Source organism: Streptomyces hygroscopicus subsp. hygroscopicus (assembly GCF_030269125.1).
GTDB lineage: Bacteria > Actinomycetota > Actinomycetes > Streptomycetales > Streptomycetaceae > Streptomyces > Streptomyces hygroscopicus_C.
On record NZ_BSSM01000001.1, the window covers coordinates 361,607 to 375,348 of the forward strand.

13 protein-coding genes are annotated in these 13,742 nt (G+C 73.8%); 6 read left to right on the plus strand and 7 right to left on the minus strand.

Features of this window, described 5'->3' with window-relative positions:
* Window positions 1-33: 33 nt before the first annotated feature.
* A complete protein-coding gene (locus QSK45_RS01475) occupies window positions 34-864 on the plus strand; it encodes a helix-turn-helix domain-containing protein (RefSeq protein WP_285552388.1) in 831 nt (276 codons plus the stop codon).
* A gap of 95 nt (window positions 865-959) precedes the next feature.
* Window positions 960-1,823: a Sco1979 family transcriptional regulator gene (locus QSK45_RS01480; RefSeq protein WP_285552390.1), complete on the plus strand. Its 864-nt coding sequence runs from the start codon at window positions 960-962 to the stop codon at window positions 1,821-1,823.
* Window positions 1,824-1,958: 135 nt separating this feature from the next.
* Here QSK45_RS01480 and QSK45_RS01485 read toward each other — a convergent pair whose 3' ends face one another.
* The 3 genes from QSK45_RS01485 to QSK45_RS01495 form a co-directional block, all read right to left on the minus strand.
* Entirely contained in the window at window positions 1,959-2,384 is a 426-nt protein-coding gene (locus QSK45_RS01485) for an OsmC family protein (protein WP_285552391.1), read from the minus strand.
* A gap of 112 nt (window positions 2,385-2,496) precedes the next feature.
* Window positions 2,497-4,599, minus strand: a complete 2,103-nt coding sequence (locus QSK45_RS01490; protein WP_285552392.1) for an alkaline phosphatase family protein — start codon at window positions 4,597-4,599, stop codon at window positions 2,497-2,499.
* 132 nt (window positions 4,600-4,731) lie between these two features.
* On the minus strand, window positions 4,732-5,163 hold the full coding sequence (locus QSK45_RS01495; RefSeq protein WP_285552394.1) for a recombinase family protein: 432 nt from the start codon (window positions 5,161-5,163) through the stop codon (window positions 4,732-4,734).
* An 84-nt stretch (window positions 5,164-5,247) separates the two neighbouring features.
* Between QSK45_RS01495 and QSK45_RS01500 the strand changes: the two genes are divergently transcribed.
* Both QSK45_RS01500 and QSK45_RS01505 read left to right on the plus strand, forming a co-directional pair.
* On the plus strand, window positions 5,248-6,021 hold the full coding sequence (locus QSK45_RS01500; protein ID WP_285553362.1) for an MBL fold metallo-hydrolase: 774 nt from the start codon (window positions 5,248-5,250) through the stop codon (window positions 6,019-6,021).
* 20 nt (window positions 6,022-6,041) lie between these two features.
* A complete protein-coding gene (locus tag QSK45_RS01505) occupies window positions 6,042-6,650 on the plus strand; it encodes a DedA family protein (protein ID WP_395484950.1) in 609 nt (202 codons plus the stop codon).
* A gap of 354 nt (window positions 6,651-7,004) precedes the next feature.
* On the opposite strand, the gene QSK45_RS01510 is transcribed toward QSK45_RS01505, so the two are convergent.
* On the minus strand, window positions 7,005-7,421 hold the full coding sequence (locus tag QSK45_RS01510; RefSeq protein ID WP_285552398.1) for a winged helix-turn-helix transcriptional regulator: 417 nt from the start codon (window positions 7,419-7,421) through the stop codon (window positions 7,005-7,007).
* 57 nt (window positions 7,422-7,478) lie between these two features.
* Between QSK45_RS01510 and QSK45_RS01515 the strand changes: the two genes are divergently transcribed.
* The gene (locus QSK45_RS01515) at window positions 7,479-8,348 is read left to right on the plus strand and encodes an alpha/beta fold hydrolase (protein ID WP_285552399.1); all 870 of its coding nucleotides are present in this window, start codon (window positions 7,479-7,481) and stop codon (window positions 8,346-8,348) included.
* A gap of 76 nt (window positions 8,349-8,424) precedes the next feature.
* Complete coding sequence (locus QSK45_RS01520; RefSeq protein WP_285552400.1) at window positions 8,425-9,345, plus strand: alpha/beta hydrolase; 921 nt, start codon at window positions 8,425-8,427, stop codon at window positions 9,343-9,345.
* Between the two features lie 386 nt (window positions 9,346-9,731).
* On the opposite strand, the gene QSK45_RS01525 is transcribed toward QSK45_RS01520, so the two are convergent.
* The 3 genes from QSK45_RS01525 to QSK45_RS01535 all read right to left on the minus strand — a co-directional run bounded on the left by QSK45_RS01525 (window position 9,732) and on the right by QSK45_RS01535 (window position 13,108).
* A complete protein-coding gene (locus QSK45_RS01525; RefSeq protein WP_285552401.1) occupies window positions 9,732-10,883 on the minus strand; it encodes an MBL fold metallo-hydrolase in 1,152 nt (383 codons plus the stop codon).
* Window positions 10,880-12,136, minus strand: coding sequence for an aminotransferase class I/II-fold pyridoxal phosphate-dependent enzyme (locus QSK45_RS01530; RefSeq protein WP_285552403.1), 1,257 nt, complete (start codon window positions 12,134-12,136; stop codon window positions 10,880-10,882). Before QSK45_RS01530 ends, QSK45_RS01525 begins: the two co-directional genes overlap by 4 nt.
* 192 nt (window positions 12,137-12,328) lie before the next feature.
* Window positions 12,329-13,108, minus strand: a complete 780-nt coding sequence (locus QSK45_RS01535; RefSeq protein ID WP_285552405.1) for a hypothetical protein — start codon at window positions 13,106-13,108, stop codon at window positions 12,329-12,331.
* Window positions 13,109-13,742: the final 634 nt, after the last annotated feature.

Here is a 13,742-nt window from a genome sequence, read left to right on the forward strand (position 1 = left end):
TTGTGGCGGACACTCCTCGTTTAGGGTCGAGGTATGACCATGGTCGCCACCGAAGCTTCCGTGTCCGCCGCCGCACCCGACACCAGGGGGGTGGGTCCGCTGCTCCGTGCCTGGCGTGAGCGGCGCCGCATCTCCCAGCTGGAGCTGGCCCTGCGGGCCGACTCCTCCGCCCGGCACATCAGTTTCGTGGAGACCGGCAGGTCCCGGCCGAGCGAGGAGATGGTGCTGCGGCTCGCCGAGCATCTGGACGTCCCGGTGCGGGAGCGCAACGCCCTTCTCCTGGCCGCCGGTTACGCCCCGCGCTACCCGGAGACCCCGCTGGACGATCCCGCGCTCGACGCCCTGCGCGACGGGATGGAGCGGCTCATCCAGGGCTACGAGCCGTACCCGGCGCTGGTGGTCGACGCCGGGTACACGGTCGTCGCCGCCAACCGGGGGATCACCATGCTGCTGGACGGCGTGCCGGAGAAGCTGTTGCAGCCGGCGCCGAACGCGATGCGCCTGACGCTGCACCCCGAGGGGCTCGCGCCGCGGATCCGGAACCTCCGGGAGTGGCGCGGGCATCTCGTGGCGCAGATGGAGCGTCAGCTCGCGCTGCACCGCTCGGACCAACTCCGCGCTCTGTACGAGGAAGTGACGGCATATCCGGTCGCCGGAGACGCGCCGGGCGAGGAACCGGAAGAGCCGGTGCCGTACTTCGCGCTGCCGATGCGGATCGAGCACGAGGGCCGCATCCTGTCGTTCGTGTCGTCCATCTCCACCTTCAACACCCCGATGGACGTCACCGTCGCCGAACTGGCGATCGAGACCTTCCTGCCGGCCGATCCGGCGACCGCCAAGTTCCTCCACGGACTGGAGGGTTGACGATCCTGTGATCTTCGCTTCCGCTCGATCCGCTGTGCGAAACGGAGTCCCGTGACAGACTGCTGCGCGCCGAAGACGGCAGGGGAGGGCGTGGCGTGAGTGAGCGGCGGGCTGCACCCACCGTGGGTCAGGTGGTGCTCGGCAAGCGGCTGCAGGAACTGCGGGAGGCCGCGGGGCTCAGCCGCGAGGAGGCCGCCGGGGTCCTGCGGGTGGCGGCGGCGACGGTACGGCGCATGGAGACGGCCGAAGTCGGACTGAAAATACCGTACTTGCAGGTGCTCCTGGAGACCTACGGGGTGGCGCGGGAGGAGGCGGCCGCGTTCGTGCGGCTGGCGGAGGAGGCCAACCAGCCGGGCTGGTGGCAGCGGTTCCACGATGTGCTGCCCGACTGGTTCAGCCTCTACGTCAGCCTGGAGGGCGCCGCCCGGATCATCCGCTCCTACGAGCCGCACTTCGTACCCGGCCTGCTCCAGACGGAGGCGTACGCGCGGGCGGTGCTGGAGGCGGGGACCATCGGGCAGAGCGAGCCGGAGTCCGTGCAGCGGCACGTGTCGCTGCGCATGGAGCGGCAGCGGCTGCTGGAACGCGAGGATCCCCCGCACCTGTGGGTGATCATGGACGAGACGGTGTTCCGGCGCCCGGTGAGCACCTCCCCCGACGTGCTGCGCGACCAGTTGGACCGGCTCATCGAGTGCGCCGAGCGGGACCACGTCACGCTCCAGATCGCGGAGTTCGCGTCGGGCCCGCACCCGGGGACGTACGCGCCGTTCACCCTGTTCCGGTTCGCCGAACCGGAGTTGCCGGACATGGTGTTCACGGAGTATCTGACCGGCGCCCTGTACCTGGACGCGCGGCGGGAGGTCGCCGCGCATCTGGAGGTGCTGGACCACATGACGGCCCGAGCCGCCTCGGCGCGCCGCACGCGGGAGATCCTGCGGGAGTACCGCGCGCGGATCTGACTTCTGCGAGGCCGGGGTGCCGGGTCCTACGACGCCGGGGTGCCGCGCTCCCGCACGGGGCGCGGCACCGATGCGTCGACCGGTCGGGGCGCGGCACCGATGCGTCGACCGGCCGGGTCCGGGCCGGGCCGGCGGTCAGGCCAGTTCGGCGGTCAGGGTGATGGTCGTACCGGTGAGGGCCTGGCTGACCGGGCAGTTCTTCTTGGCGTCCTCGGCGGCCGCCTGGAAGCCCTGCTCGTCCAGGCCGGGCACCTCGCCGCGCACGGTGAGGTGGATGCCGGTGATGCCGGTGCCGGGCTGGAAGGTGACGTCGGCCTTGGTCTCCAGCTTGGTGGGCGGGTTGCCGGCGCCCGCCAGGCCGTGTGCGAGGGCCATGGAGAAGCAGCTGGAGTGGGCGGCCGCGATCAGCTCCTCGGGGCTGGTCCTGCCGTTCGCCTGCTCGGCGCGCGACGGCCACGACACCGGCTGCTGCCCGATGCCGGACGAGTCGAAGCTGACGACGCCCCTGCCCTCAAGAAGGTTGCCTTCCCATTCGGTGTGCGCGGTGCGCGTGGTGGCCACGATGGTTCCTTTCGCGAGGGGACGCGGTCCCGTTGCCGGGTGTCCGGGTTCCCTATCCGATCACATCCGGGCGGTGGAGGCGGGCGTTCGGCGGCGACCGTGGGACGCGTCGTCACGCCGCCCGCTCGTCCTCCTCGGCGGTGGCCGCGCCGAGCGGGACCTCGGGTCCGGACAGCTCGCCGAGCCAGCGGCGCAGCACCCGGTGCACCTGCTCGGCCCCGGTCAGCCGCTCGCTCTCGCCGATGGGCGCGGACAGCTCCAGCGGGGACAGCAGGAACGGTCGGGACTGGGCGCCGCCGAGCCCGCCGTGCGAACCGATCTGCTCCTCGAAGGCGAGCACTTCGCCGTCGGCCGGGTCGTACGCGGAGTTCACCATGATGTCGGCGGTGTGCGGGAAGGAGTGGGTGCGGCGGACCGCGTCGGCGGCACCGGGGCCGAAGCGGGCCAGCGGTCCGGGGTCGCGGTCGAGGTCGGCCAGCGGGATCCCGGTGCCGCCCGGACCGAGCACCAGGCCGTCGTGCTCCTCGCTCGCCACCAGCAGGAAGGCCACGCCGGGGTGGTTGGCGAGGGTGGTGAGCAGGGCGGGGTGGCGGGCGTCGATCTCCTCCCTGGTCATGCGGTGGTGCACGTCCGGGAAGGAGACGAGACCCAGGTTGCCGGAGGCCAGTACGACGGGCTCGCGACGGCGGGCCGGGCGGTGCCGCTCGCCCTCCTCCACCGGCCGGCGCAGGGCGGCCCGCACGGCGGCACGGGCCTCGGCACCGCTGTGCGTGCGCTCGGCCCGGCGCGGCACGGGCAGCCCGCAGCCGGCCCGCACGAGGTCGGTGAGGGTGAGGCCGTAGCGGGCGTGGAACGTCTCGCCGGGGCTCTGGCCGTGGTCGGAGAGGACCACGATGCGGTAGGGGCGCGGGGCGTGGTCGGCGACCCGGGCGAGCAGGGCGAGGCAGCGGTCGAGGCGCTGGAGCACCTTCGCGGCGTCGCGGCTGTGCGGCCCGGAGTGGTGGGCGACCTCGTCGTAGGCGACCAGGTCGGCGTAGACGGCGGTGCGGCCGGCGAGCATGTCGCCCATCACCGCGGCGACGACGACGTCCCGTTCCACGACGGTGGCGAAGGCGCGGACCAGCGGGTAGAGGCCGCCGCGCGAGACCCGGGGGCGCTGTCCCCGGATCCGGGCGCGGACGGACTCGCCGATCTCGCGGGCGACCTCGGCGGTGAAGGACAGGGCGGTGCGGACGGCGTTGGCCGGGTCGGAGAAATAGGCGAAGTACCCGGCGCGGGAACGGTTCTCCCGGCCCCGGCGGCGGGCCGTTATGGACAGCACGAGGGCCTGCTCCCCGGCGCCGCCGCTGAAGAGGTTGCCCCGGCTCGCGCCGTCCTCGGTGAGCAGCCCGCCGTCGCCGGTGTGCGCGACGGCGCGGCGCTGGAGTTCGGCGGCGCTCGTCGGCCGGTTGCAGACCATCACCTCCCCGCGGTCCTTCTCGTACCAGCGGAAGGCGGGCACGTCGTAGGTGCTGCCGTGCAGGATGCCGAGCTGGCTGGCGCCGGTCTGGCTGGACCAGTCGGTGTGCCAGGGCGTGAGGCGGTGGGTCGGGCGGGTGCCGTCGGCCCTGGGTCGCGCGCCCTCGCCCGCGGCCAGCCAGCGGGCGACCGTCGGCATCAGCCCCTCGGCCACGGCCCCGGTCAGCACGTCGTGGCCGACGCCGTCGAGCTGGAGGAACAGCACCCCGGGGGTGACCGGACAGGGCGGATCGGTTCCGCGCCGGCGGGTCGCGAGGCGGTGCAGCCGGCGCCGGTACGCCTCGTCGTCACGCACGGCCAGCGCCCCGCCCGTGGCCGAGGCCACGGCGGACATGACCGCGGCCACGATGACGGCCGTCTCCGGCGCGACCGCGCCCCGGCCGGACGGGTTGAGGTCCAGGGCGACCAGCAGCAGGGAGCCGTTGAGGAAGAAGACCAGCAGGCCGAGGATCAGGGCGGGGACGAGCAGCAGCAGCCGGACGAGCAGCGGCCACACCACCGCGGACAGGATGCCGAACGCGCCCGCGCCGAGGGCGGCGGTGAGGGCGATCCGGGTGGCGCTGTCGCCGTCGGCGGACTGGAGCCGGAAGTCGGGCAGGAGCAGCGCGAGGACCAGCATGGTGAGCGTGGAGACGGCCCATACGACGACGCTGCGCCCGATCTGACTGGCGATCCGCCGCCACCGTACGCCCCGCACGCCCGCCGCTTCCTCCGTTCCGGCCCCTCCCCCACCCCTCGGCGAGGACGCTGTCCCGGTCCGTTGGGGGGACCGGGCCGCCCCCCACCTTGTCATACCGGGTGGGAACCACCCGAAGGGGTTACCGCGGTATCACCGTCCGTCGTATCCGGCGGTCGGCATGGACAGCCGGCGGTGCACACGCGCCTTCATCTGCGCGTCGTACGACGGCTCCGCCCGCCCCACCGTGACCACCCGTACCCCGCGCCGCGCGCACTCGGCGGTGAACTCCTCCACGTCCGACACGGCCCGGCGCAGCACCCGCAGGCTGGGCGCGACGAACACGTCCACGCCGGGGCGCACGCCGTCCCACAGGGCGCGGTGGTCGAAGCGGAGTCCGCCGACGAGGAGTTCCCGGGCGACGACATAGCCGTGGTCGGCGGCCCAGCGGGCGCACATGGCGTGCTGGGTGCGGCTGTCCACGAGGAAGGGTTCGGCGTCGAGTTCCTCAAGGGGGGTCAGACTGGCGATGGCGATGACCCGTGCCGGTGTGCGCGCGCCGGAGGCGCCCCGCGGCTGTCCCATGGCGTCCCCCTCACCTCCGGTTTTCGCCGCCGACCCTACTCCTGCCCGTAGGCTTCGGACAGGCGCGTGAAGGAGGCGAAGAAGGTGCCGGTGGAGATCACCTGGTGGGGTCATGCCACCTGCACGATCGAGGATTCGAACACACGAGTGCTCACCGATCCTCTCTTCGCCCGTCGGCTCGCGCATCTGCGGCGCCGGCGGGGCGCGATCCCCCCGGACGAGGCGCGGCGCGCGGACGTGGTGCTCGTCTCCCACCTGCACGCCGACCATCTGCATCTGCCGTCGCTGGGGGCGCTCGACCCGGGCACGCGCCTGCTTGTGCCCCGGGGCGCACCCCAGGTGGTGCCTGGCGTGCGCCGGCTGCGACACCTGCGCATCACCGAGGTCGTCCCGGGGGACGGGATACGCGTCGGCGAGCTGCTGGTACGGGTGGTGCCCGCACGGCACGACGGACGGCGGCTGCCGGTGGGCCCGCACCGCTCGCCCGCGCTGGGCTTCGTGATCGAGGGCGAGGCTCGGACCTACTTCGCCGGGGACACCGGGCTGTTCGACACCATGGCCGAGTGGGTGGGCCCGGTGGAGGTGGCGCTGCTGCCGGTGGGCGGCTGGGGGCCGTGCCTCGGGGAGGGGCACCTGGACGCGGGGCGCGCGGCGCGGGCCCTCGGCCTGCTGGCGCCTCGGGCGGCGGTGCCGGTGCACTACGGGACGTACTGGCCGATCGGCCTCGACGCGGTGCGGCCGCACGAGTTCCACTCGCCGGGAGACGAGTTCGTACGACTCGCCGCGGGGCTCGCCCCGGACGTGGCGGTGCACAAGCTGGGGCACGGGGAGAGCGCCCGGCTGGAGGTCGCCCGGTGAGCTTGCTGCCCCCGGCCGCCGTGCTGGCCGCCGCGTCGACGTCGGCCGTGCCGCCGGAATCCACGCAACAGGCGCTCGGTTACCCGTCGTTGTTCCTGCTGGTGCTCATCGGCGCGCTGGTGCCGGTGGTGCCGACGGGAGCGCTGGTGAGTTCGGCGGCGGTGGTGGCGTTCCATCAGACGGCGCCGTTCGCGCTGGCGTTGGTGTTCGTCACGGCGTCGCTGGCCGCGTTCCTCGGGGACGCGGCGCTGTACTGGCTGGGGCGGCGGGGAATGCGGTCGCGCAACGGGTCGCGGTGGCTGGAGGCGATACGGTCGCGGGCCCCGGAGGAGCGACTCGCGCAGGCACGGGGGAAGCTGGCGGAGCACGGGGTCGCGGTGCTCGTCCTGTCCCGGCTGGTGCCGGCCGGTCGTGTTCCCGTGATGCTCGCGTGTCTGATGGCCGAGTGGCCGTTGCGGCGGTTCTCGCGGGGGAACGTGGCGGCGTGCCTGGCGTGGGCGGCGACATATCAGGTGATCGGGATCGTGGGGGGCTCGTTGTTCCCGCAGCCGTGGGAGGGGGTCCTGGTGGCGGTGGTGCTGACGGTCCTGATCAGCGCGGTGCCCGGTCTGCTCCGGCGGGTTCGCTAGGGGGTGTCCGATGGGTCAGCAAGCCTGCTGTGTCCGGTCAGTTGACTGCAGTGACTCAGTTGACTGGCTCGACTCCCCGAAGGCTCATCAGGGGCGGCAGTCGCGTGCCCGACGGCGAAGGCGGCAACCGGCCCTGCGTGGCCCCTCGCCACGACCGCGTGAGCCCGAGGAGCCGGTGCGCCCATGCACCTTCGTGAACCAGCGGGCTACGCGCCGCGTCCTCCTGATGCGCGCCCCGTGCCGGGCGGGCGCTGTGCGAGGGAGAGCAGGGGACGGATGACGGGTGAAACGATCGATCGTCGGCCTGTTCGTCGGAGCCATGCTCTGGCTCTCGGCCGTGGACCAGCCCTGCGCTCAGAGTGAACGGTCGAATGCTTCCTGATCGAGCTGAATCTGTGGCATGTGCGTCTCCGCCCACTCTCGCAACTGTGACAGGGGTTGTGCCAACGACTTTCCACGCGCGGTGAGCCCGTAGAACACCCGTGGCGGAACGGAAGGCTCGACCCGGCGGGTGACGAGGCCATCCCGCTCGAGCGACCTCAGGGTCTGCGTCAGCATCTTCTGGGAGATCCCGGTCAGGGCTCGCTTGAGTTCGGTGAAACGAAGTTCGCCATCGGTCTGGTCGAGGGTCAGGACGAGCATTGTCGTCCACTTCGTGCCGACCCGGTCGAGCAGCTGCCTGGTGGGGCAGGCTGCATCGAAGAGGTCGCCGCGGTGAGGGGTTACCCCGAGGTGACCAGGGTTCCGGGAAGTGCCTCCTTGAACGTCCACGGTCGGTCTCCTATGTTCGCCTGGTATCCGATAGTAACCGACTGGATGAGATGAACGATGTTGACTGCCTACCTGGCGGACGCCCAAGCGCGGTACATCTCGGTGAACGACGTCCGCCTCGCGGTCGAGGTGGCGGGTGAGGGCCCCGCGGTCCTGCTGCTGCACGGTTTTCCGCACACGCGGGCGATCTGGTCCGACGTCGCGCCGCTGCTGACGGCGGCCGGGCTTCGTGTCGTCGCGCCGGATCTACGCGGTCTGGGCGACAGCGACCGGGCGACCGGCGGTTACCTGGCGACCGAGCTCGCCGGGGATCTGGTCGGACTCCTCGACGCGCTTGACATCGACCGGGCGCACGTCGTCGGCATCGACCTCGGCACCGCACCGGCGTTCGCGCTGGCGGCGGCCCACGCGCACCGCGTGTCCAGCCTGACGCTGAGTGAGGCGGTGATCGGCACACTGCCCGGAGCTGAATCCTTCACGGCGAGCGGCGCCCCCTGGTGGTTCGGGCTCCATTCGGCTCCGGGCGGGTTCGCCGAGGACCTGCTGGAGGGACGGGAAGACCGCTACATCCGGTTCTTCCTCGACGGCGGAAGCCGCCGCGGGCTCTCGGAGGCGCTGACCGCCCGGATCGTCGAGGCGTACTGTGGGCGGGAGTCCTTGCGGGCCGCTTTCGAGCATTACCGCGCGATGCCCGCGAACGCGGGCTGGATCTCCTCGTGGGTGACGCACAACGTGTTCACACTTCCGGTGCTCACGATCGGCGGAGGCGCCGTCGGCGAGGGCACCGCGCGTCAACTCGCCCCGTTCAGCGAGAAGCTGACCGCCAGCCTGCTGCCCAGCGCCGGCCACATCGTTCCGATCGACGAGCCAGAAGAGTTCTCGGCACTGGTAGCGCAGCACGTCAAGTCGGCGGAGGAGCGATCATGACGAACAAGCGCACCGTCATCCTCAGCCCGGTCGAACGTCCACACCGCACCGGCCTCGAAACCAGGCAGGTGACAGCATGACTCGTGAGCAACGCGAGCAGGTCCGCGAACTCCGGCGGAACTCGCCGCTCGACCTGGGTGGCGATCTCGACGTCCAACGGCCGCTGTTCGAACAGATCCTCAGCTCGCAGCCGGTGCCCACCGACGCCATCGTCGAGAAGCTCGACCTGGCGGGTGTCGCCGCGCTGTCGGTCACGATCAGCGGTGCGCCGCAACCGGTCGGCACCGCGCTCTACTTCCACGGCGGCGCGTTCGCACTGGGTTCGGCGAACAGCTCCTTGGGCTTGGTGAGCCAGATCGCCCGGCGATCGGGACTGCGGGTCGTCACCGTGGATTACCGGCTTGCGCCGGAGCACCCGGCACCGGCCGCGGCGACCGATGCCGCGACGTGTTATGAAGCGCTGCTGGACTCGGGTATCGGCGCCGACGAACTGATCGTGATCGGGGAGTCCGCCGGAGGCGGGGTGGCACTGAGACTGCTCACGTCACTGGTGGCGGGAGACCGGCCCGTACCGGCGGGCGCGGTGTTGCTGTCGCCCTGGGTCGACTTGACATTGGCCGGCGACTCGATGACGACGCGGGCGTCCGTAGACGTCGCGGTGAACCGGGAAGCGCTCGCCCGGCGCGTGCTCGACTACGCCGGCGAAGGTGCTACCGCGGCGCGGGAGCACAGCCCGCTGTTCGACGGCCTGCACGGGTTGCCGCCCACTCTCGTGCAGGTCGGAACGCACGAAACACTGCTCGACGACTCCATCCGGCTCGCCTCCCGCCTGGCGGCCGCCGACGTCTCGGTCATCCTCGACATCACCGCGGAAGTGCCACACGTCTTCCAGGGCTTCGCGCCGATCCTGGACGAGGGCGCATCGGCGCTCGACCGCGCGGGCCAGTTCGTCCGAACCGCGCTGGAACAACCGGCACGCGATCTTCTGCCCGGCTGACCCCCGTCATGAGAACGTCCGCCGGCCACATGTCTCACGGCGACGAGCCGGCCAGGAGGAGCGCATGGCCGAAACGACGCGAGCCGTTGCGCTCGACGCGCGGGCAGCTAGTACCCAGGTGATCTTCGCTGCGAGGGCGTGTTCTTGCTCGTGTCGCTGTCGGATCTCCGGCGGGAGCGCACTTCGTCGGCCAGGTCCTCGTCGACGCGCCGAAGGACGTCGTGCCGGCTCCGCAGGCGCCGCGCGATGAGCAGGTGGAGTCCCGCGCGGTGGTGGACACCGTGGTGGCTCTGCACCGGTGACCGCACCACCGGTGCGGGGGGGATGCGCACCAGCGCCGCGGGGATGGCGAGGCGCGGTTCTCCGCGCCCCTCGGCAGGGGCGCCTCAGTCCAGGACTCTCGACGCGCCTACCGGCAGGTCCCACAGGTCTTCCTGGGCGAGTCCCGCCTTTTCCCAGGCCGTTCGCACCCGGGTCAGCGGTTCGAGGATCGGTTCCGCCGAGAGGACGAAGGTGGCCCAGTGCATGGGGGCCATGCGGCGGGCGCCCAGGTCGAGGGTGGCCCGGACGGCTTCCTCGGGGTCGCAGTGGACGTCGCTGAGCCACCAGCGGGGGTCGTAGGCGCCGATGGGCATGAGGGCCAGGTCGATGCCGGGATAGCGGCGGCCGATGCGGGAGAACCAGTGGCCGTAGCCGGTGTCGCCGGCGAAGTAGAGGCGCGGGCCCGCGGGTGCGGTGACGACCCAGCCGCCCCACAGGCTGTGGCAGGTGTCGGTCAGGGTGCGCTTGGACCAGTGGTGGGCGGGCACGAAGTCGAACCGGACGCCCGCGAGTTCGGCACCCTCCCACCAGTCCAGCTCGGTGACGCAGGTGAACTCGCGGCGCCGGAACCAGCGGCCGAGCCCGGCGGGCGCGAACACCGGGGTGCCGCGCGGGAGTCGGCGCAGGGTCGGGGCGTCCAGGTGGTCGTAGTGGTTGTGGCTGATGACGACCGCGTCGATGCGGGGCAGCCGGTCCCACGGCACGCCCACGGGGGTGATGCGGGCCGGGGTGCCGAGGATGCGGCGTGACCATACCGGGTCGGTGAGCACGGTCAGGCCGCCCACCTGGACGATCCAGCTGGCGTGTCCCGCCCAGGTGACGGCGAGGGTGCGGGGGTCGGCGCGGGGCAGCGGGGCGGGCTCGTACGGCAGCAGGGAGATGTCGGCGAGACCGTCCGGGCCGGGCCGTACGGCGCCCTCGCGGGCGAAGCGGGCCAGCGCCTTGAGGCCGGGCAGGGGAGCGGTGAGCCGGTCGTGGAAGGTGCGCGGCCACACCCGGCGTTCGCCCAGCGGGCGGGGTTCGGCCAGTGGCGGGAAGGGGGGTGCGCCGGGGGCCGGCGGGGCGGCGACCACACGGGCGGCGCCCGTCTCCGTCTCCGTCTCCGTCTCCGTCTCCGTCTCCGCGGTCACCGTCGCCGTCGCCGTCGATGTCGTCGTAGCGGTGGGTGAGTTGCCGGTCGTCGGGGTCGATCCGGGCTCATGCGTCTGCTGCGTCATCGAGGAGGCTCCCATCGCTGGGCGTCGTCGCGGAGATCGTCGAAGACCGACCTCAAGGAGGCCAACGAGCTGTGCACAAAGGGCTCTTCCCATGGTGTGGGTGAAACGAGGGACTGTGTCCGCTCCTCGTCCGTGCCGCCCAGCAGGGGCCCGGTGGAGAGGCGTACGCGCAGCGCCGCCAGATCGTCGCCGAAGCGGTGGCCGCCGGGGGCGGGCATGCCGAGCCGGGTGGCGAGGAAGTCCTCCAACTCCTGTGCGTCACCGACACCCTGGGCGGCGAGTGGCTCGCGCAGCGGGCTCAGGTCGGCGTAGAGGTGGCGGCCGGCCTGCGGGGGGCGGGCGAGGGCGCCGGCGGAGGTGACGGCGGTGTGCGCGGCGGCGGCCAGGCGGGCGTGCAACCGGGCGGTCGCCTCGCGGCGTTCGACGACGGGCGAGGGTTCGTCGAGGGCGTAGCAGGCGGCCGCGGCGACGGGGGCGGAGAGGCGGGCGCCGAGCGCGGTCAGGATGTCCAGGACCCGTGCGTGCAGGCGCTGTCCGGTGCCGGACGCGGGGAAGCGGGCGACGGCGGCCGGCCAGCCGGGCGGCAGCAGGGCGCCGGCCAGGTCGGTGACGACGGTGACGCTTTCGGGCTGCATCTCGGCGGGGCTGAGCAGGACGGTGTCGTGCGGGGCGTGCAGGGTGTCGCGCCAGGTCTCGTCGCTGACCAGGTGCAGGCCCTCCGCGGTGGCGGCCTCGACGGTCTCGTGCAGCAGTTCGGGCGGGGCGACGGTGGCGGTGGGGTCGTCGGCGACGGAGAGCACCAGCAGCTTGGGGTCGCCGCCCTCGGCGCGCACCCGGCGCACGGTCTCCAGCAGGGCGTAGGGATCGGGGACGCCGCCGCTCTCGGCGGGCGTGGGCACATGGAAGACGGGCCGGCCGAGGACGCGCGCGTACGGAGCCCACCAGGCGGCGCAGGGCCGGGGGACGAGGACGTCGGCGCCGTCCCCGGCAAGCGCGGCGGTGAGGGCGAGGAGCAGCGTGGGGGCGCCGGGTCCGGCGGCGACCTGGTCGGGGACGCTGGTCAGGGCGCGGCGGGTCCAGTAACCGCAGGCCGACTCCAGCAGGGCGGGGGCGCCGCCGACGGGCTGGGCGTCGGCGCGGCCCGCGGCGGCGGCGACCACGGCGGTCAGTTCGGGGAGCACGGGCAGGCCGTCACCGGGCAGCGGGGGGCCGTAGCGGACGGGGCCGTGGCCCTCGGGGTCCGTCCGCCGCATGTCCGCCTCCGCGCAGTCCGTGGTGCCGCCCGGCACCGGGCCGAGCCGTCCTGGTGCCGCCCGGGGCTGCCCGCGCCGGACGGTGCCGGAGGTGCGGCGACCGGTGGGTGGGTCTGGTGGGTTGGGTGGTGTCCTCGGGATGCTGTGTACCCGCTGGGCGTATGTCCATGGGCGCACCGGGAGTTGTGCGGATCACACGTCCGCCGGCCGGCCGCCTCCGCCGCTGCGGAGGCGGCCGTGGAGCCGGTAGCCGGCGCCCGCGCACGCGGCGGCGATCAGTGCTCCGCCGGCGGCCAGGGCGGGGACCGAGTCGTTGAAGGTGCCGCCCGCGCCGGCCGCCACGCCGCCGTGCTGGGTGCCGGAGCCGGCCGGGGCGCAGTCGTCCCCCTCGTCGTCTCCGCCGCTCCGGGCGGTGTCGCCGTTGCGGTCGTCGCCGCCCTCGCCCTCGTCGGAGTACCGGGGCTCGCGGCAGGAGTCGTCGCCGGAGTCCTGGCAGGCCCCGGAGCGGGCGCCGGCGCACGCCTGGTCGTCGTCGGCGCAGGACCCGCTCTTGGCGCCGGTGCACTGCCGGGCGTCGTCACCGGCGCAGTTCTCCCCGGCCCGGCACTGGGTGCCGGTCCCGCTGCACGAGGTGCCGCCCGCGCAACCCTGGCCGCCGGCGCAGGACTTGCCGTCGGCGCACGCGCGGGTGTCCGCGCAGGACCTGTCGGCGCCGCCGCTCGCGCGGGAGGCGGGGCCGGGCACGCGGCTCGCGGTGTCGCCGTCCGTGCCCGGGTCCGGCGCGGGTGCCGGCGCCCGGGTGGTGCCCGGCATCTGCGGCTGCGGGGCGTTCGGCTGGGGGGCGGTCGCGGGGGCGCAGGTCGCGGACCCGGCGCCGGGGGTGGCCGCCGCGGCGGGGGCGGCGGGGCCGGTCAGGGCGAGCGCGGCGCCGGCGACGAGGGCGACGGGCAGGGCGCGGACGGTGCGGCGCATGTGAAGGGCTCCTCGGGAGCTGCGGCGGACGGGCTGACGGTCGTACGAGCGGCGGGGCGGCGGTACGGCACCCACGCCGGTCCGGCGCCCGGGGTCGTACCCCTCCCTCCCCCGCCATCACAGCCCGCCCCACGCCCCGGCGCGCGCGGCCGGACCCCATTCGCGGGACACGGGCGCCCAGCCGGGTGACGCCGGGACCGGTCGGAGTCCCCGGTGCGAACCCCGACACGCGCCCCGGCACGAAACCCACCGCGGTCCCCGGCGCACCCCGCCCCGCCCCCGCCACCAGCCCCCGGGTCGTCTCGTGGCGGGCGCACGGCGGGTTTCGCGCCGGATCTCGTGTGAGGCGCCGCGCCAGGGCCCACGCGGCGACCTGCTCGGGGTCCTGTGGCGGGTCTCGCGGCGGGGCTTGTGGCGGCGGGACTGTCCCGGGATCCGGGCCGGGGGACCGCGCCGGGGGCGGTCGGCCACGAGACCCGGCGCGAACCCGGCACGGCGCCCGGCACGCGCCCCGGTGCCCTCCGCCACGAGACCCGGCGCGACACTCGACGCGCCCCCCGGCCCGAACCCGGCACGGCCCCCGGCACGCGCCCCAGTGCCCTCCGCCACGAGACCCGGCGCAGGCCACCCCGCG

What these genes read in the sequence shown, in the direction of transcription:
- QSK45_RS01475 (WP_285552388.1), top strand. Translation starts at nt 34, where the DNA reads ATGACCATGGTCGCCACCGAAGCTTCCGTGTCCGCCGCCGCACCCGAC.
- QSK45_RS01495 (WP_285552394.1), bottom strand. Translation starts at nt 5,163, where the DNA reads ATGGGACAGCCGCGGGGCGCCTCCGGCGCGCGCACACCGGCACGGGTC.
- QSK45_RS01515 (WP_285552399.1), top strand. Translation starts at nt 7,479, where the DNA reads ATGTTGACTGCCTACCTGGCGGACGCCCAAGCGCGGTACATCTCGGTG.
- QSK45_RS01520 (WP_285552400.1), top strand. Translation starts at nt 8,425, where the DNA reads ATGACTCGTGAGCAACGCGAGCAGGTCCGCGAACTCCGGCGGAACTCG.
- QSK45_RS01525 (WP_285552401.1), bottom strand. Translation starts at nt 10,883, where the DNA reads ATGACGCAGCAGACGCATGAGCCCGGATCGACCCCGACGACCGGCAAC.
- QSK45_RS01530 (WP_285552403.1), bottom strand. Translation starts at nt 12,136, where the DNA reads ATGCGGCGGACGGACCCCGAGGGCCACGGCCCCGTCCGCTACGGCCCC.
- QSK45_RS01535 (WP_285552405.1), bottom strand. Translation starts at nt 13,108, where the DNA reads ATGCGCCGCACCGTCCGCGCCCTGCCCGTCGCCCTCGTCGCCGGCGCC.